Below are 17,762 nucleotides of genomic sequence, written 5' to 3'. Positions count from 1 at the left end.
AGGAAAAATGATGAAACTTGCCATCGTCACCGGTGCCTCACGCGGCCTCGGCCGCGCCATTGCCGAAGAACTATCGAAACGGGATTACGAGGTCGTCAACTTCTCGCGCACGCAAGGCGATGCCCCGTTTCGCCATGTGAGCGTCGACCTCTCCGATTCTGTGAGCCTACTTCACGCGCTCGAACAATGCGGTCCGCTCATCGAACGCGCTGATTCGCTCCTCGTCATCCAAAATGCGGCGCTGATCGAACCGATTCATCGGGTCGGACGGTTAGACCCCGAACAGCTAACGGCGCACGTCCAAGCCAACTTGCTCGCACCGATACTCCTCGCCAACCATGTGCTCCATTATACGTTGCCGGTCTCGTTCATCCACGTGACGTCGGGCGCCGCCAAACGGCCGATTTCTGGTTGGAGCGCGTACTGCGCGACGAAAGCCGGGCTCGATCACTTCACAGAGACACTCGCCCTCGAGCTGACCGACACGCACCACCGGGCCGCCTTGTTCAATCCGGGTGTCATGGACACATCGATGCAAGCGACGATTCGCGCCTCGTCAAAAGACGCTTTCCGAGACGTCGAACAATTTCAGGCATACGTCGCGGAAGGCCGGCTCCGTTCTCCGGAAACCGTGGCCCGTGTCTTGATCGAGCATATGATCGATACGCCGTTTGAGAACGGGAAGACGTATTCGATTTACGACCTCATTTAATTTTTAACCCGGATTAAAATTCACCCACCCCTCCTGTTCTTAAGCGTCTACACTGAAGTCAGACAAAAGCAGAAAGGGTGATGGTGTCATGAAGACAATCGCAGGAGGGTTATTCTTTTTCGGCTTGTTCTGCCTTGCCCTCTCGTTCGCGATGATCGGCGACACGGCCATCGTCGGGGCGATGGTGAGCGGTGTGTCGATTCTCTCGAGCGTCGGGCTTTGGTTCGGGGCGACGGAAGTCGTCCAGGTACGGTCGGACGTGAACTACTCACCACTTGCTTGCTTCGCAGCCTGAAGTGGGAGCTTCTTGGGAAGGCCGTGCTTTGATTAGCCACGGTTATGGGCCAAGCTCGTCGGGCAGTCCCTGCCCTGGTTGTTTCAATCGGCTAAGTACAAGAGGTTGAGGCTCGCGTTGACGTCGCGGTCATGGTGCGCGCCGCACGCGGCACATGTCCACTCCCGGGTTTGTAAGTCTTTCTTGCCGCCGTTCTCGCCGCAGGCCGAACAGACCTGGGTCGAGGCGAACCACGGGTCGACCTTGACGAGCGTCCGGCCATGGAATCGCGCCTTATATTCCAGTTGGCGGACGAACTCGCCCCATCCGGCGTCCCCGATCGACTTCGAGAGGCGGCGGTCCTGCATCATCTCCCTCGTTCGGAGCGTCTCGACCACGACGACTTGGTTCTCGTCGACGATTCGTCGGGACAGCTTGTGGAGGAAGTCGTACCGTCGGTTCTTGACCTGCTCGTGTCTCTTCGCGAGGAGGAGCCGCGCCTTCTCGCGGTTCCTGCTGCCGGGCTTCTTGCGGGCGAGCGCGCGTTGCGCCCGCTTGAGCCGCGCCTCGGCCTTCCGTAGGTTGCGCGGGTTCGGGATCTTCTCCGTGACGAGGTCGTCGTTCGTCATGGTGGCGAAGTGCTCCAGGCCGAGGTCGATCCCGATCTTATGTTCTGCCGGGACAAACGGCTCGTCGGCCTGCTCGACGAGGAGCGACACGAAGAACCTGCCCGTCCGTGTCATCGACACGGTCGCGGAGCGGATCTCCCCGTCGAAGCCGCGGTGCTGTGTGAACCGGATGAACCCGACCTTCGGCAGACGGACTTTTCCCGCCTCGATGCGGATCGTGCCGTGCTGGTTGTTCGTCGTGTAGGAGGCGCGCGACCTCCGTCTCGACTTGAACACCGGGAAGCCGGCCGTCCCGGCGAGGAACCTCGCGAACGCCGCGTCGAGGTGCAGCTTCGCGTTCGCGAGCGCGAGGCTGTCCGCCTCGCACAGGAACGGGAACAGCGGCTTGTAGGAGGCCGGCGTCGGCGGTTTCCGCCTCGGTCCGCCGCTCGCCTTCGCCTCCTCGTGAATCTTGATGTGGTCCTCGAGCAGCTTGTTGTAGATGAAGCGGGCACAGCCGATCGTCTTGACCAGGAACTCGGCCTGTGCCGCGGTCGGGTGGAGCCGGTATTTGTAGCCCTTCAGCATGTCCGCCCCTCCTTTGCCCGGTGTCGGGATGATTCTCGTCCCATACCGATACCCGCGGAAGGGGCGAGGAAATCTGACGGAATTACGAACTTTTGTTCGCTTTTCTGTCACAGCGGTGGCCAAAGGCGTCGGGGACCGGCGATTCATCTCCCACCTACGCTGGACCATGCCCTGAGACGCTTAGAGGTGGGAGAATTCTCGCCTAAATCAGTTAAAAACCGTCAAAAAAACGTCTTTCCCTACTGAGTGAGGGAAAGACGTTTTTGATTCAATCTTCGTCTTCTTCATCGATGAAGTCGTCGAAATCATACTCTTCGAAGTTTTCTTCGTCGATAAAGATGTCACGGTCGTTGACGACGTGAATCGGGCCATTGGCCACATCGATTCGGATCGTCCACGCCCATGGAATGCGCAATCGGCTGTACACGCCCGTCCAGAACTCCATCGATTCTTGCTCGTATCGCTCGAACTCTGTGAGCAACTCTTTGAACGTCACCCCGGATAACTGGAAGTTTGAGTCTTGGATACGTTGAAGCGCGTGATGCTTCGCTTCAAGCTCCGCCGCTCGGACCATCTCTTCGGCAGTCGCCATCTCGAGAATCGTACCGTCTGGCGGCAGAATGTCGTATACGTTAAACAGTTCGCCTTCTTCTACTTCTTCGTCAAACTCATAGTCATCGTGCCGCATGCTACATTCCTCCTCACTCTAGTTGAATCTATTCCATTATACCATTCCACATCTGCTCATAACGAAACATTCGTGTATATATTTTCAACAGACGGGTATGATAGATGGTGATAGCATCTCTCATAGAGAAAGGGGCAATTTGACGATGAACAACACATTTCAAGCACTCGTCCTCGACAAGCAAGACGATCGGTTGCACGCTGAAGTGACAGACGTGCAACGAGAGGCGTTGCCGAAAGAAGAAGCTGGCAACGTCTTAGTGGAGGTCCATTACTCGGCACTCAATTACAAAGACGCGCTCGCTTTGACCGGATCCGGCTCGATCATCAATGACTATCCGTTCATTCCCGGCTGTGAATTCGTTGGGAAAGTCGCTTCTTCCGACCATCTCGACTTCAAGGAAGGGGACGAGGTCATCGCGACGGGCTTCGGCATCGGCGAGCGGCATTTTGGCGGATTCAGCCATTATGCGCAAGTCCCGGGGAATTGGCTCGTCAAACTGCCGAAAGGTATGTCGATGCGGGACGCCATCACGCTCGGGACTCCTGGTCTGACCGCCATGTTCGCCGTCGAGGCGCTCGAACATGAACAGATCCATCCGGGACAAGAAGTACTTGTCACAGGCGCGTCGGGCGGTGTCGGTAGCTTTTCTATCGCCATTCTCCATAAGCTCGGGTATCACGTGCTCGCCTCGACCGGAAAGACCGACCCGGCGTATCTACGTGCGCTCGGCGTCGAGAACATCATGGCCAGGAGCGAGTTAGAAGGTCCGGCCCGGCCGCTTGACAAACAACGGTTCGACGCCGCCATCGACTCGGTCGGTGGAGAGACACTCGGCAATATTTTGAGCCGGACCCGTTACGAGGGAACGGTCGTCGCTTGTGGACTCGCCGGCGGTCACGAACTACACACGACAGTCTATCCGTTCATCTTACGGGGCGTCCGCCTCATCGGGATCGACTCGGTGATGCAGCCCGTCTCGCGGCGGGTCACCGCCTGGGAGCGGCTTCATGAGCTGGTCGACCAGACCGTGCTCAACCATATGGTCCACGAGATCCCGCTTCATGACGTCCCCCGGAACGCCGAGGCGATGCTGCGTGGTGAATTGAGCGGTCGGACCGTCATTCGACTCCATTCATAACACGACAGGGCTGAATCGATTGATTCAGCCCTGTCTCTGTATTCTTCATGGTGAGGTTACAACGTGAAGCCGTTCGGTGCGTCTTTGACGACGACGATGACTTTGCCTTGGTCTAACTTCTTCTCGAGCTGGTCCGCCTCTGTCGCCGAAAAACCGAGCTGTTCGAATTGGGCCCGCAACTCGTCCCCTTTTTTGCGGAACAAGTTTTTTGCGGCCGTGCCGAGACCGACGTCCGATGCGGACACCGTATTCGCGTCCGCGTTGTCCGCAACTCGGTCTGTCCGATCATCATCATGCGTGATGACGTAAATATGTGAGTCGTCGACCCCTTTTGCTTTCATCGATTGAATGGCGGTGACGACTTCTTCATCGTTTGTAAACTCTTTGTACAAAACTGACATGTCTAATCTCCTCCTTCAATAGCGTTACATTAATAGGTATTTCCTGTTTCCTTTGAACTCACACATTAAAAAACGATGACATTTGTCATCGTTTCGTCAAATGGCCGGTTCTTGGCCTTTTAAATTTTTTAATTCTGCCAATAAAATATCCGATTCATTGAACGGAACCGCCTCGCTGCCGATCCGCTCGACGTGGTCGTGTCCTTTTCCGACGACGACGACGCGCTTCCCTTCGAGCGCTTGGACAGCCGCATGGCGAAGTGCTGCGCGGCGCTCTTCGAACGTGACGTAACGCGTGTCCGCATCGACCCCTTCTAACAGACCGTCGATGATTTGTTTCGGGTCCTCGTTGCGGACGTCGTGTACCGTCACGATCAAATCGTTCGAATAACGGCTCGCGATCCGTCCCATCTCGGCCCGCTTCGTCGGGTCACGGTCACCGGCCGCGCTCAAGACGACGACGAGATGCCGTTCGCCTTTTTGAAGCGTCGATAAGCATTTCTCTAGACCGTCCGGCGTGTGCGCATAATCGATATAAATTTCCGCATCTTCCGTATCGAGCCGTTCAAGACGACCTTTTGGCAGCGTGAGCCCCGGGACGTTGGCGATGATGGCTCGAAGCATCAGCTCGGACGTCGACACGAGTCCGATGGCTGCGGCCAGGTTGGCGGCGTTGAACGCGCCCATGAACTGGACAGGCACCTCGATCGTCATGGCGTTCACTTTGACGCGTACCGTATCGTCTAGCCAGATGACTTGAATATCGGCCGGCACGTTCGTATGCGTGCTATACATGACACGCCGACGTGTCGGTGCGAACGACGCCATGATCGTACTCGCCTCGTCCTCGGCGTTCAAGATAATCGCATCGCCCCCTGTCTGTTCGACTTGCTCGAACAAACGGGCTTTCGCTCGCGCGTACTCATCCATCGAGCGATGATAATCAAGATGATCATGCGTTAAGTTCGTGAACGCTGCCGCATGAAAATGCACGCCTTCGACGCGCCCTTCCATCATCGCATGTGAAGACACCTCGACGACGCAGTCGGTCACACCCGCGTCGGCCATTTCAGCCAAGATCCGGTGCAAAACGACGGCCTCTGGTGTCGTATTCGGTGTGCTTAACGTCTTGTCTTTATAACGAGCGCCGATCGTACTGACAATCCCGACCGGGCGTCCCGATAACCGGAACAAGTCGTACGTAAGTGTCGCCGTCGTCGTTTTCCCGTTCGTCCCGGTGACGCCATAGACGCGCATGCGGTGCGACGGATGATCGTAAAACGCACTGGCCACAATACCGGCCGTCCGTTTCGTATCCGCGACGACGATATTCGGCACGTCAAGTTCAAGCGGATATTCCGAGATGATGGCGCTCGCTCCTTTAGAGACGGCGTCCTCAGCAAATTTATGCCCATCCACCGTATAACCGCGGATGCAAATAAACAAATTCCCTGGACTGACCTTCCTGGAATCCGTTTCAATTCCGGTCACCCATGGATCACATTCGATGTCATCCATCTCATTTCCTAGAATGGCGGATAAACGTTTCGTCCTCATGCTGTGTACTTCCTTTCTCATGGGTGTCGCTAGGTTCGCAAACCTTATCGTCATGGTACTCGATTTTAGGTGTAATGGAGATGACAAATATATTACTTCCCTTTTTCATAGGAAAACAACCGTCCCATCAAAAAAATCCCAAACCCGTTTTCTGAGTTCAGGACATGGATTCGTCATCGTCGTGCGAAAATCCTTTAGCGGGCCAGACGTGGAGGCATCGTATGCCGCCCCTCTCGTTCAATCGTCGGGAGACAGGCGAGCACTCTGTCGATATAGAACGAGCGGCGCGCCCGTTTCGTCACATCCCAGGCGATGACCCGCTCCCCTTGCAACTTCAACAGCTTGACCCGACGTTTTGAAATCACTCCGTGTCGATCGATATACATCAACTCCACCAACCGGCCGATCCGCATATCACGCAACAATTCGTCTCTCATCCTATCTCCCTCCCTCGTACTCTCATTATACCGAACAAAAGTTCGTATTTCTAGTCTAGAGGTGTATGGTGCGCCGTTTTCGAGTATGCTAGGAGTAGTGTATTCAAACGAAAGGAGCGTTGTCGATGACGACGTATGTCATGCTTGGAATCTTGGCCTTGGTCTTATTCATCTCGATGGTATTTGCGGCCAAGGCGTTGCCGAATTTAAAAAACGTGTTATACAATCGCGGCAGCCTGTTCGGGGCGGACAGTGCAACCGTCACGTGCCCGAACTGCAAAAAGACGTTCAGACGTTCAGGCGGGAACACGCAGACGTGCCCCCACTGCTACACCTCATTTTGAACCGATACCCGATTGCATCGCGCTTTCGGGTTTTTGAATGTGCTCGAATCGAGATGTTATCGTTTACAGTCAATTCGAGACAGGGAATAGGCCTATTACTGCTATGTCCATTTCCGGGCCACGATGTGCCTTCAAAGGAGTTCACGATGTCATTCTTATCCGACCACGAATTATTCGAACGAATCATCCAACGAGACACCTCTGCGTTCGAGCTCCTCTACGACCGATACGAGCGGGTCCTCTACTTAACCGCACTCCGTTTGACGACACGGGCCGAATTGGCCGAAGCCGCACTGCTCGAAGTGTTTAACGAGTTGTGGCGCACCCCTCAAACATTCGATATTCAAACCACATCGTTACGGCTCAGGCTATTCGCCCGGGCCGAGACGGCCGCTCGCCAGCTGCTGCAGAGCGCTTGAGCGTCATTCGACCTCTCGCGTCAACACTTCTAAAATCCCTGCCGCATACGACTTCTCGGTCACGCGGTGATGTCCCTTCTTCGCCTGCTCCGTGCCGTTTCCGAGCACGTAGCCGTTCCCGACCCGCTTCAACATCTCTAAATCGTTGCCGCTGTCTCCGAACGCATACGCTTCTTCGGACCGGAACGAGAAGTGCTCACAGACGTAGTCGACCGCTGCCGTCTTCCCGGCCCCATGCGGGATAAAGTCGATGTCATAGGACCCGTCCGGATCTCCAGCGAGCGGGTTACAACGACTGACGTTTGCCGCGATGCCCGCCTCTTCTACGAGTGAACGAATCAGCTGCAGCGTCGTCATGTCGTCGCCGTGATAGTAATAGTTATACATCCACGGGTTCCGTCCGACGCTCGTTTGTGGCTCAAGTTCAATACCGAGACGTCGCAACACCTCAATCGTCCGATTGACGCGCTCAACGAAATCGGACGGAAACATTTGCTGAAATACCGTGTCTAGCTCAAGACCGCCCTTGTCATTGACGTGATACAGTTCTGTCCCAAGACTCGAGGCGATCCGGTGCGGGAAGTAGCGCATCGAGGCCCGGTTTGTTTTTTCAGCCAGTGACTCGAACGAGCTGCCGGTCACCCACATCGTCGAGAATCGATGCGCATGCTGTTCGAGAAATTGTTCAAGCCGCCGTATCCCCTCGAGCTGTTCGGGTGTGCAGGCATGAGGAAAGTACGTCTCGTCGAAATCAAAACAGACGAGCGTCCGCCCTTCTTTTGAAAATCGTTCCATAGTCATCCTCCTTGTGTCGTCATACCCCATCTCGTATAGTTGAAGTACGAAAGGAATGAGCGATGTGAAAAATTGGTTTAGTCGATCCTACTGTCAGTATAGCGGAATCGTGACCGGATTCGGTCTCGTCTTCGCCTTTTTGTTCGGTGTCCGGACGTTCCCGTTTTGGCAACAATTGTTTTCGAACGGTGTGACGTTCATGATGACGCTCGTGACGGCGACGCTCTTCAGCTATATGACCTATCACCTGTTCAACCGCTTGAACGTATTCATCTTCCGACGAATCGGGGCTGCCTCTTCGGCGTGTTCACGCTGAACACACCATCGTGATGAGGCCGTTCACGCATTTGTCACTTAATCCAAGCATCCATTTTACGTTTTCATTCGTTAGATGAATACAAGGGACCCCCTTACGAGAAAAGGAGCAAGCCATGACTGATTATGAATTGTACGAGCGTGTCAGGCAGAAAGATAAGCAGGCGCTCGAAATCCTATATGATCGCTACGAACGTATCTTGTACGCGTTCATGATGCAGTTGACGAAAGACCGTGACCTTTCTGAAGAAGCGATGCAAGAAGTGTTCATCAAACTATGGCGCGGGGGCGGCGTTTATGACGAGTCAAAAGGCAAATTCAAGTCTTGGCTCTTCACGATGGGCCGCCACGTGGCCATCGATTTGATCCGAAAACGCAAACCGGACCTGCAACTCGACGAGTCTTATGCTGAAGCGATCCCGTCCACCGAGCGGTCCGTCGAGAGCGAGGTCGAGTGGCAAGAGGAACGGACCCAGATCGAGACGGCGATGGCCGAGCTCCCGAAAGAACAACAACAAGTCGTCCGACTCATGTATTTCAATGGGCTCAGCCAACAAAAGATTGCCGACGCATGCAACATCCCGCTCGGTACGGTGAAAGGTAGGATTCGGTTAGCATTGAAACAGTTACGAAGGCACTTATCCCATGATTTTATTGACAAGGAGGTGGAACGATGAACGCTTGCGACCAATTGATCGATTACTTCAACCAACATTTGACGGAAGAGGAACGCCTCCGTTTCGAGGCGCACCTCGCAACGTGTGAGACGTGTCAACAAGAACTCGAGCAGCTCGAGGCACTCGTCGGCGGCGTCGCGTTCCTCTCTGAACCGGCTGAACCACCAAGCGGAATGAAGGCCCGCATCCTCGACAACGTGTTTGCTGAAGACGAGCAACCAAAAGCGGCCGATCCGGCTCCGGTGACGCCGTTCACTGCACCTAAAGAGAAGCGGAAGACACCATGGGGCGCGTTCGCCCTTGCCGCCGTCCTTGCCCTATCGTTGATCGGCAACGGTTATTTGTTGCTCAATCAAAACGAACCGGCCGGGATCGCGTTGATCGATACCGTCCCGCTACAAGGCGAGTCGGAAGGAGTGGCTTACTTGGCCGAACAAGACGGTGACCGCCAACTCATCGTCCAAACGAACGGTCTTGCCCCGCTCGAGGCGAACGAAGTGTATCAAGTGTGGCTGTTAAAAGACGGTTCCCCGATCCCAACCGGCGCGTTCGTCACCGACGACAAAGGCAACGGCACCGTCATCTATACGCTCGACTCAACCGAGTCAGCGACTGATTGGGACACGGTCGCGATCACAAAAGAACCCGAACGAGGCAATCTAACGCCTGTAGGCGAAGTCGTGTTGAGTGCCAGCTTATGATGAACAGACCGAAGACGCTCGCGCTTGAAGCGCTTGTGTCATTCGGTCTGTCTTTTCGTTATGATTGAAGAAAGGAGTGATTGTATGCGAAAACCGAAAATCGGGGTCGTCGGTCTCGGCGGCATTGCCCAAAAAGCGTATTTACCGATTTTGACGAACAGTACGTCGTTCGAACTCATCGGGGCCTTTTCTCCGACCGTCGCGAAACGTGAGGCGATTTGTCGCGCTTACCGGATGGAGTCGTTCTCTGGACTACTTGAACTGGCGTCATCGGTCGACGCGGCGTTCGTCCACAGTGCGACAGATACGCATTACGACGTCGTCTCGACGTTACTCACACATGGTGTCGACGTCTATGTCGACAAACCGCTCGCCGCGACGGTGGAAGACGCTTCGCGACTCGTTGACATCGCAGACCAGAACAAACGAAAGCTGATGGTCGGCTTCAATCGACGCTTCGCTCCGATGTATCAACACGTCAAACAAGCAGGCCCGTTCCATATGATCGATTTCGTCAAACATCGCGGCAACGGTCTACGTGGACACGACTACCAATTCACGTTGCTCGACGATTATTTGCACGTCGTCGACACGCTCCGCTACTTGTCGAGCGGTACGTTGCGCCTCGTCACCGGCCAGCTCGAGACGACGCAGACGAACGGCCTCCACTTTGCCCGTCACGTCTGGCAAGACGACCACGGCTTACATACGACGGCGATGCACCGGAAAGCCGGCGTCAACCATGAGGGCGTGGTCGCCGTCACCGATGACTTGCGTCTGACCGTCGAGGAGATGGTGACGCTCCACCGTCACGGGAACGGGACGCATACGACCGAGACGTTCGGCTCGTGGGACACACTTCTCACCCAACGTGGATTTCAAGGGGCCATCGACCATTTCATCGAAGCGGTCACCGACGACACACCGATCCTAACAGACGGTCGCGAGGGGCTTATCACGCAACAAATGGTGACGGATCTGTTCAGTTCACGCTAAGAGGGGGAAAGCAAATGGATTTCTTTTTCTACATCATGATCATCGTCGTCGTGTCCATCGCCGCGGACACGTTCAACAAGACGCGCAAGGCCCGTGTCGAAGAGCTTCGTCTCAAAGTCGAGCAAGAAAAACTCGCTTTGGAGCGCCTACGGTTGGAAATGAAGCGCGAACAAGACAAATTGGACCATCACGGTTTTTGAAAAACAGTCGGCCTTAACGGGCCGACTGTTTGCGTAAGCGTTCGTTTTGTTCGGAAGACGCTTCTGCGAGATGGCGCTGTTGCCGCCGTTCGACGAGAGTCGACCACGTCACGGCCGTCACGATACAGGCGGCGCCGATGAAGAAATTGCGATCGAGTTGTTCATTCAAGACGAGCCAGCCGAGATAGCCGCCGACGAGCGGTTGAAAGAAGAAAAAGAGCGAACCGACGCTTGCGTCCATGAGTTCGAGCCCTTTGTTCCAAAAGAAGAACGCCCCGGCCGTCGAGACGATCCCGACATAGAGCACACTGAGCCAAAGCACGCCCGTCATCGTCGGTAGTCCATGGTCGGCCACTTCCAATGCCATGAGTGGCGTCATCAATACAAACGCGATACCAATCGCAAACGTTGTGATCGTCAAGGACGACAGGGTCGCCGACGCGATTTTGACGTAAATCGACATGAGCGCCCATGTGATTGCCGCCCCGACCAAGATCAAGCTACCGATGAAATACGTCCCCTCCACGTGCCAACCGACGACGATGATGACCCCGATCGTCGCCAAGATGAGCGACCCGACTTTTACCGGTGTCAACTTCTCTTTCAAAATCAAACGGGCGAACAGCACCATGAACGCGGGTGTTGCCGCCGTGACGAGCGATCCCGTATGGGCGTCCGACAGCTTCGTCCCGATGAACTGAAACGAGATCGAGGCGACATAGCCGATGACCCCGACGAGCGCAATCCATTTCCAATCACTGCGCCCGATCCGTTCTCTTCCGAACAGCCACCACGCGCACATCAACACGATGAAGGCCACGAAGTAGCGCATCCAAATGAGCGTGAACGGCTCGATAAAGCCGAGCGCATATTTACTGACGACGTACATCCCGCCCCAAATACTTGCGGCGAGTGTCAAACTGATGGCACCGAGCCACTCTTTACGCATCGTCTCCCTCCTCTCCTGATGCCTAAACAATACGACACCGCTCCGTCAAATTCCTGTTCTCTAGTTGTCCCTTATTCAGAAATCGCTTACACTGATAATAACGATGATTGAAAGGAGGGAGAGAGGTGAACTTTGTCGGACGTACGCATTGGTCAACAGAACATTTGTACATTTTGCGTGCGATTTTTCACGATGTCGCGTCATCACAGGACCCGTCTGTCCTTTTTTAGACATTGCTGAAATACGACAAAGCGCCTCTCTCTCTTGCCGAGCGCTTCTTTGCGCTCGGCTTTTTTGATAGGCCTCTACTTTAGGAGGAACGATTCATGTTAATCGAATTACAAAACATCCAAAAACAATTTGGCGGCCATGCCGTCTTGACCAACGCCAATCTTCATGTGAACGCCGGTGAACGAATCGGGCTCGTCGGACGAAATGGGAGCGGCAAGACGACGCTGATCCGCCTCATCGTCGGGACCGAGTCAGCGGATGGAGGGACGATTTACCGGAAGCAACGGGTGACGATCGGCTATTTGGCTCAAATCCCTGTCCACCCGGATAAAACCGGGCGGGACGTGCTCTATACCGCGTTTTCTGAGCTTGTTACACTCGGGGACGAGATGCGCCGGCTCGAAGAAACGATGGCCGAGCGTGACGACATCGAGACGCTCCTCGAGACGTACGGCGCGTTGCAGACTCGTTTCGAGAACAACGGCGGCTACGTCATCGAGTCGAAAGTGAACGCGATGATTGACGGGCTGCGGCTCACCCGCTTCGTCGACCGGCCGTTCGACACGCTCAGCGGCGGCGAGCGGACGAAGATCGGACTCGGCTTGGCGTTGCTCCAAGAACCGGACCTGCTCATCTTGGACGAGCCGACGAACCATCTCGACCTCGAGGCGATGGCTTGGCTTGAGTCGTTCCTGTCTGACAGTCCGTCCACGCTCCTCCTCGTCTCGCACGACCGTGTGTTTTTGGACGCCGTCGCCACCCGCATCGTCGAATGTGAGGATGGTGAGTTGGTAAGCTTTGACGGCAATTACAGCGCCTTCGTCGCCCAAAAAGAGAAACGACTGCTCGACCAATTTCACGCCTACACGGAGCAACAAAAGAAAATCAAGAAGATGAAAGAGACGATTCGCCAGCTCAGGCAGTGGGCGAACGAAGGGCACCCACCGAACGAGAAGTTTTACCGGCGAGCTAAATCGATGGAAAAGGCACTCGCCCGGATCGAGACGATCAAACGACCGCAGCTCGAGGCCATCCAACCCGATATTCAGTTTATGGCACATGGCCGGACCGGTCGTGACGTCTTTGAGGCGACCGATGTGACGGTCCGTTTTGACCAGACCGTCTTCGAAAAAGTCTCTTTCTACGCGGGCCACGGCGAGCGCATCGCCATCGTCGGCCCAAACGGGAGCGGCAAGTCCACGCTCTTGAACGTGTTGCTCGGCCAAACCGAACCGACTTCAGGCGAGGTGCGCCGAGCGGAACGCGCGAAAATCGGTTATTTGTCCCAGCACATCGATTTTGATCACTCGCATCGGCTCATCGAGGCGTTTCGGGATCGAATCCCGGTCGATGAAGGAAAAGCACGACAATTGCTCGCCCAATTTCTTTTCTACGGTGCGAGCGTGTTCAAACCGGTCAAGGATTTGAGCGGCGGGGAGAAGATGCGGCTCATGCTCGCCATCCTCATGCATGAAGAGATGAACGTCCTCGTCTTGGACGAACCGACGAACCATTTGGATATCGAAGCGCGAGAGGCGCTTGAAGAGGCACTCGACCGCTTCGACGGGACGCTCGTCGCCGTATCGCATGACCGCTACTTCTTGAATAAACTGTTCCCGATCACCTACTGGCTCGACGGGACGACGACGCGTTTCCCGGGAAACGTGACGTACGCACTAGAGAAACGTCACGATGCACCTGAGACGGCGACTGCGACGCAAAAACAGAAAGCAACACCGAAGCAAAAGACGACGGGGACAACTCAAATAGATACGTCCCGCGAAGAAGCGCGTTTAGCTGAGCTCGAGGTGCTCCATCAGTTGCTCCTCAATCAAATGAATGACACGAACGACTTGGAACGACTGATGACGTTGCAACTACAGAGTGATGCCCTTCAATCAGAGATTGATTCGTTGATCCTTCAGTTGCTCGAATCGATGTAAAACAAACGACGCCGGCTTAGCGGCGTCGTTTTTGTTCATATCCGGTTTGGATAATAAATCCGATGGCACCGACTGCCATCAAAATGTAAGGCAGGATGCGTGGCACCGCCGCCGCTTCCCCAATCGAAAGCAGCAGCACGCCACTCGCAAACGTCCCGAGCCAATAAAATTTCGGCATCTTGTCACCTCCTGTAAAAAAACCTTGTAATTTGTCTGAATTTTCCGTAAAATATCATCTAATTCTATCTAAAGAAAGGAGACCGACCGATGCCACGTCGTAATTGGAACAACCTCGTTCGTTCTGTCTTACTCATCACGATCGCCCTCACCACATTTTTGTACGTCCGTTATGACGCGGAGATGAAAGAACGGGAACGGGCTTTGGAATCATACCTTGCGACTCATTATAACATTCCGGAACAGACCTACTCCCTCGATGGGACGCTCGGTTTCAGCGGTTACGTCTACGACGTCACGTTCACCGACGAACCGGATGCGGACTACTCGTTCCAGGTGACGAAGGCGGTCGACGGTCATCGCATCGAGTATAAACAGGCTGCCGGTGTCTCCCCGTCACGTGTCTCCACGTTCACGCAATGAAAAAGCGCCACGATAGTGGCGCTTACGGTGAGCGTTCTAGTAAATTGGACTTCCATCCGACCGATGGCTCGATCGACCATCCCATGCGTTCGTTACCGACACTAGAAAAGTTGACGCGGTGCACGCAATGACTTCGCGCATCTGTTCGTCTTTATGACGGTTCGGCCCCTCACAGAATACGAAACACGCTTCCGGTTGGCACGGCGCCGCCACTTTGACATATGAGAATGAAATCTGTCACGCACCTCGATCTAGCTCACCTTTTCATTGGCATAAAGCCGCAACCGCGCGACGCTTTTCCCCAAAGCATCATGTTCGTCTGCCCCTCACGTCAAACCGCGAGATTGGCGACAGCAAAAGGAGTAGGGAACAGTCCCACGATCGGGTTTACGCAAGCTGTCTCTCGTCTCACCGAGCCGGCATCGGTCAAACGTCTCGAAAATTGTTTCATCCGTCGCCCCCTTTCAGTCTACTCTTTTGAATGAGGACTACACTAATACAATAGCCGTTTTTATGGCCTTCAAATCCGTGTTCACCATTTCTCCAAATCTCTGATCTATACGTACTCGTTCAGCGCGTACGCGACGCCATCGGCTTCAGCGTCTTTCGTAATATGGGTACTGATGTCTTTTAATGCATCCACGGCATTTCCCATCGCGATGCACGTCTCCGCCACCTCGAACATCGAGACGTCGTTCAAATTATCGCCGATGGCCACGATCTGTTGTTTCGCGATATGATGATGTTCTGCCAACTGTTGAAGGGCCATCCCTTTACTCGCTTTCGGATGACCGATCTCAATTTTCGTCCACCCGGCTGTCGTGATCAAAATATCGGTCCGCGGCTCATATAATTTCCGAAGTTTGTGGAGTTTACGACGATCGAACGAGTAGATGAACACTTTATACACTTCATCCGCCTCGAAATCGATGTCCTCGATTACATCGACGTACGTCAAACCGAACTGTTCGTTTTGAATCTCGATTTCCCGCTCTCCCCATTCCCGCGTGAACGATTGATCGTGCGGGAGCACCTCGTCAAGCTCCCCTTTCAATAAATCCGTCCCCGAACGCAGCACTTTCACGCCGGTATTCGTATAAAACTCCACGTACGTGTCGTGCTCGTGGGCGATGTCCCATAGCTCTTGGACGACATGTTTCGGAAGCGAGTGATAGTATATGCGTTCATTTTCATAAAAGGCGATCGCCCCATTCCCGGATAAGATCGGGCACGTCAAATTGCTCCGTTTTAAAATTTCTTCGATATCATGAATCGAGCGTCCCGACGAGATGGCGACTAAATCGCCTTGCGCTTGCCGCTGTCGAATCGCCTCCTGGTTCGCTTCCGTGATGATGCCTTTTCGCGACAATAACGTCCCATCCAAATCAATCGCAATTAACTTCATATCGGTCCCTCCTCTTAATCCAGTCTTCTTCTTTATCATTCCCTCATTTGTCGTCGCTCAACGTCCAGATTGCACAATCGATGAAAATCTCGTTTTCTGACATTACTTTTAGGGAATAATAATGAGGCCTACATAGTCATATTCATTTAGGAAGGAGACTTTATGAATCATTCATCGAATAAGCCACGGCTGAACCGTGTGTTTTATATCTCGGCAAGCGTGATCGCCTTGCTCGTATTGTTCGGGGCCGTACGCCCGACGTTGTTCGCGGAAATCGCCGGCAACATCTTCAATTTCACGACCCAGTCGTTCGGCTGGTTTTACTTGTTGGCCGTCTTTTTCTTCGTCCTCTTTCTCGTCTTCCTCGCGTTCAGTAAATATGGAAAAATTCGCCTCGGTGCGGACAGCGACCGGCCGCAGTATCCGTTCTTCACTTGGATCGGGATGCTCTTCTCGGCCGGCTTCGGTGTCGGGCTCGTCTTTTGGGGCGTCGCCGAGCCGATGAGCCACTTCTTCACCCCGCCTTATGCGGACACCCAAGGGTTGACGGTCGAAAGTGCCCGTCTCGCCATGGCCTACTCGTTCTTCCACTGGGGAGTGAGCCAATGGTCCGTGTTCGCCATCGTCGGTCTGATCATCGCCTATTTCCAGTTCCGGAGAAACGCGGATGGCCTCATCTCGACGAGTTTGTCTCCTCTTTTGAAAGACCGCTCGTATACGCGACCGCTCAATCAGACGATTGACATCTTCGCTGTCATCGCGACGGTCATGGGCGTCGCCACGTCGCTCGGTTTAGGGGTACTGCAAATCAACGGAGGACTGAACAGCGTCTTCGGTTTACCGAATACGGCGCTCGTTCAAGTATTGATCATCGTCGTCCTAACCGCCCTGTTCTTGACGTCGACGACGACCGGCCTTGACCGCGGGATCAAATGGCTCAGCAACGTGAACTTGGCGATGGCGCTCGTTCTTATGATTTTCGTCTTCTTTGCCGGTCCGACCGTCTTCATCCTCGAGACGTTCACGCTCGGATTCGGTGATTATTTGCAAAACTTTATCCGCTACAGCCTCCGGCTCCAACCGTATCAACAAGGAACGTGGGTCCGGGACTGGACGATCTTCTACTGGGCGTGGGCCATCGCCTGGTCACCGTTCGTCGGGGCGTTCGTCGCCCGCGTCTCGCGCGGTCGCACCATCCGTGAGTTCATCGTCGGCGTTCTCGTCGTACCTCCGGCCATCGCGCTTCTATGGATCGCGGTATTCGGCGGGACGGCGCTCCACCTCGATCTGTTCGAGGGGACGTCGATCGCCCAAGCGGTCGATGCGGACGTCACGAGCGCTTTGTTCGTCACATTCGCAGAATTACCGTTTAGCTTCCTTTTATCGATTTTGTCGATTATGTTGATTCTGACGTTTTTGATCACGTCCGCCGACTCGGCGACGTATATCATTAGCAGTATGACGACGAATGGCAGCTTGAACCCTCCTCTCGCCGTTCGCATCGTCTGGGGTGTATTGCTCGGCGGCATCGCGGCCGTCCTGCTCATTGCCAGCGGCCTCGAAGGATTGCAGACCGCCTCTCTCATTTCGGCGTTGCCGTTCACCGTCATCCTCATTCTGATGGTGTACACGTTGTTCAGCCTGTTACGGAAAGAGAACCTAAAAAAAGTGAAATAACCGAACGTCTCGCTTCTGACATTTAGAAGCGAGACTTTTTTGACTATATGATTGTTCATTTTGACAAATATAATTGTCATTTTGATTATTATCATTTACAATTT

The 17,762-nt window shown here is 54.4% G+C and carries 22 protein-coding genes; 13 read left to right on the top strand and 9 right to left on the bottom strand.

The genetic code is table 11. The features are described 5' to 3' along the window. Window positions 1-10: 10 nt before the first annotated feature. Together P398_RS0104105 and P398_RS0104100 are read left to right on the top strand one after the other, a co-directional pair. The gene (locus P398_RS0104105) at window positions 11-712 is read left to right on the top strand and encodes an SDR family NAD(P)-dependent oxidoreductase (protein ID WP_029334139.1); all 702 of its coding nucleotides are present in this window, start codon (window positions 11-13) and stop codon (window positions 710-712) included. An 88-nt stretch (window positions 713-800) separates the two neighbouring features. Next, complete coding sequence (locus P398_RS0104100) at window positions 801-1,007, top strand: hypothetical protein (RefSeq protein WP_029334138.1); 207 nt, start codon at window positions 801-803, stop codon at window positions 1,005-1,007. A gap of 83 nt (window positions 1,008-1,090) precedes the next feature. Here P398_RS0104100 and P398_RS0104095 read toward each other — a convergent pair whose 3' ends face one another. Next, a complete protein-coding gene (locus P398_RS0104095; RefSeq protein WP_029334137.1) occupies window positions 1,091-2,182 on the bottom strand; it encodes an RNA-guided endonuclease TnpB family protein in 1,092 nt (363 codons plus the stop codon). Between the two features lie 268 nt (window positions 2,183-2,450). Then, window positions 2,451-2,870 (bottom strand): tellurite resistance TerB family protein, encoded by a 420-nt coding sequence (locus P398_RS0104090; RefSeq protein WP_029334136.1) that lies wholly within the window; start codon window positions 2,868-2,870, stop codon window positions 2,451-2,453. A 145-nt stretch (window positions 2,871-3,015) separates the two neighbouring features. Here P398_RS0104090 and P398_RS0104085 point away from each other — a divergent pair, with 145 nt between their 5' ends. Further along, window positions 3,016-4,011, top strand: a complete 996-nt coding sequence (locus P398_RS0104085) for an MDR family oxidoreductase (RefSeq protein ID WP_029334135.1) — start codon at window positions 3,016-3,018, stop codon at window positions 4,009-4,011. 56 nt (window positions 4,012-4,067) lie between these two features. Here the strand turns inward: P398_RS0104085 and P398_RS0104080 are convergent, their stop codons facing one another. From P398_RS0104080 to P398_RS0104070, 3 genes are all read right to left on the bottom strand, one after another. Continuing rightward, window positions 4,068-4,412 (bottom strand): general stress protein, encoded by a 345-nt coding sequence (locus tag P398_RS0104080; protein WP_029334134.1) that lies wholly within the window; start codon window positions 4,410-4,412, stop codon window positions 4,068-4,070. Window positions 4,413-4,508: 96 nt separating this feature from the next. Then, a complete protein-coding gene (locus P398_RS0104075; RefSeq protein ID WP_029334133.1) occupies window positions 4,509-5,969 on the bottom strand; it encodes a UDP-N-acetylmuramoyl-L-alanyl-D-glutamate--2,6-diaminopimelate ligase in 1,461 nt (486 codons plus the stop codon). A gap of 194 nt (window positions 5,970-6,163) precedes the next feature. Further along, entirely contained in the window at window positions 6,164-6,406 is a 243-nt protein-coding gene (locus tag P398_RS0104070) for a hypothetical protein (RefSeq protein WP_029334132.1), read from the bottom strand. A 125-nt stretch (window positions 6,407-6,531) separates the two neighbouring features. Between P398_RS0104070 and P398_RS16535 the strand changes: the two genes are divergently transcribed. Next, window positions 6,532-6,750: a zinc-ribbon domain-containing protein gene (locus tag P398_RS16535; RefSeq protein ID WP_231557568.1), complete on the top strand. Its 219-nt coding sequence runs from the start codon at window positions 6,532-6,534 to the stop codon at window positions 6,748-6,750. A 146-nt stretch (window positions 6,751-6,896) separates the two neighbouring features. After that, window positions 6,897-7,169, top strand: a complete 273-nt coding sequence (locus P398_RS0104060; RefSeq protein WP_029334131.1) for a hypothetical protein — start codon at window positions 6,897-6,899, stop codon at window positions 7,167-7,169. Window positions 7,170-7,172: 3 nt separating this feature from the next. Here the strand turns inward: P398_RS0104060 and P398_RS0104055 are convergent, their stop codons facing one another. Then, the gene (locus tag P398_RS0104055) at window positions 7,173-7,964 is read right to left on the bottom strand and encodes an HAD-IIB family hydrolase (RefSeq protein ID WP_051638859.1); all 792 of its coding nucleotides are present in this window, start codon (window positions 7,962-7,964) and stop codon (window positions 7,173-7,175) included. 64 nt (window positions 7,965-8,028) lie between these two features. Between P398_RS0104055 and P398_RS0104050 the strand changes: the two genes are divergently transcribed. The 5 genes from P398_RS0104050 (at window position 8,029) to P398_RS0104030 (ending at window position 10,853) form a co-directional block, all read left to right on the top strand. Continuing rightward, window positions 8,029-8,280 (top strand): hypothetical protein, encoded by a 252-nt coding sequence (locus tag P398_RS0104050; RefSeq protein WP_024371234.1) that lies wholly within the window; start codon window positions 8,029-8,031, stop codon window positions 8,278-8,280. Window positions 8,281-8,395: 115 nt separating this feature from the next. Further along, window positions 8,396-8,956 carry an RNA polymerase sigma factor gene (locus P398_RS0104045; RefSeq protein WP_024371235.1) on the top strand — a complete coding sequence of 187 codons (561 nt, stop codon included), beginning with the start codon at window positions 8,396-8,398 and terminating at the stop codon, window positions 8,954-8,956. After that, window positions 8,953-9,657, top strand: a complete 705-nt coding sequence (locus P398_RS0104040; protein ID WP_029334129.1) for an anti-sigma factor — start codon at window positions 8,953-8,955, stop codon at window positions 9,655-9,657. The genes P398_RS0104045 and P398_RS0104040 overlap by 4 nt, the downstream gene beginning before the upstream one ends. A gap of 84 nt (window positions 9,658-9,741) precedes the next feature. Next, window positions 9,742-10,653 (top strand): Gfo/Idh/MocA family protein, encoded by a 912-nt coding sequence (locus P398_RS0104035; protein WP_029334128.1) that lies wholly within the window; start codon window positions 9,742-9,744, stop codon window positions 10,651-10,653. A gap of 14 nt (window positions 10,654-10,667) precedes the next feature. Beyond that, window positions 10,668-10,853, top strand: a complete 186-nt coding sequence (locus P398_RS0104030) for a hypothetical protein (RefSeq protein ID WP_029334127.1) — start codon at window positions 10,668-10,670, stop codon at window positions 10,851-10,853. Window positions 10,854-10,866: 13 nt separating this feature from the next. Here the strand turns inward: P398_RS0104030 and P398_RS0104025 are convergent, their stop codons facing one another. Further along, window positions 10,867-11,802, bottom strand: a complete 936-nt coding sequence (locus P398_RS0104025; protein WP_029334126.1) for a DMT family transporter — start codon at window positions 11,800-11,802, stop codon at window positions 10,867-10,869. Window positions 11,803-12,128: 326 nt separating this feature from the next. Between P398_RS0104025 and abc-f the strand changes: the two genes are divergently transcribed. Further along, window positions 12,129-13,976, top strand: a complete 1,848-nt coding sequence (gene abc-f / locus P398_RS0104015) for a ribosomal protection-like ABC-F family protein (protein WP_029334125.1) — start codon at window positions 12,129-12,131, stop codon at window positions 13,974-13,976. A 16-nt stretch (window positions 13,977-13,992) separates the two neighbouring features. Here the strand turns inward: abc-f and P398_RS16930 are convergent, their stop codons facing one another. Further along, window positions 13,993-14,154 carry a hypothetical protein gene (locus tag P398_RS16930; protein ID WP_024371241.1) on the bottom strand — a complete coding sequence of 54 codons (162 nt, stop codon included), beginning with the start codon at window positions 14,152-14,154 and terminating at the stop codon, window positions 13,993-13,995. Window positions 14,155-14,243: 89 nt separating this feature from the next. Between P398_RS16930 and P398_RS0104005 the strand changes: the two genes are divergently transcribed. Next, window positions 14,244-14,576: a hypothetical protein gene (locus P398_RS0104005; protein WP_029334124.1), complete on the top strand. Its 333-nt coding sequence runs from the start codon at window positions 14,244-14,246 to the stop codon at window positions 14,574-14,576. A 556-nt stretch (window positions 14,577-15,132) separates the two neighbouring features. Here P398_RS0104005 and P398_RS0104000 read toward each other — a convergent pair. Next, entirely contained in the window at window positions 15,133-15,981 is an 849-nt protein-coding gene (locus P398_RS0104000; RefSeq protein WP_029334123.1) for a Cof-type HAD-IIB family hydrolase, read from the bottom strand. A 162-nt stretch (window positions 15,982-16,143) separates the two neighbouring features. Here P398_RS0104000 and P398_RS0103995 point away from each other — a divergent pair, with 162 nt between their 5' ends. Further along, the gene (locus P398_RS0103995; RefSeq protein WP_029334122.1) at window positions 16,144-17,658 is read left to right on the top strand and encodes a BCCT family transporter; all 1,515 of its coding nucleotides are present in this window, start codon (window positions 16,144-16,146) and stop codon (window positions 17,656-17,658) included. The last annotated feature ends 104 nt before the right edge of the window (window positions 17,659-17,762 follow it).

The organism is Exiguobacterium aurantiacum DSM 6208 (assembly GCF_000702585.1).
GTDB lineage: Bacteria > Bacillota > Bacilli > Exiguobacteriales > Exiguobacteriaceae > Exiguobacterium > Exiguobacterium aurantiacum.
This window is presented reverse-complemented; position numbering and strand designations above follow the sequence as displayed.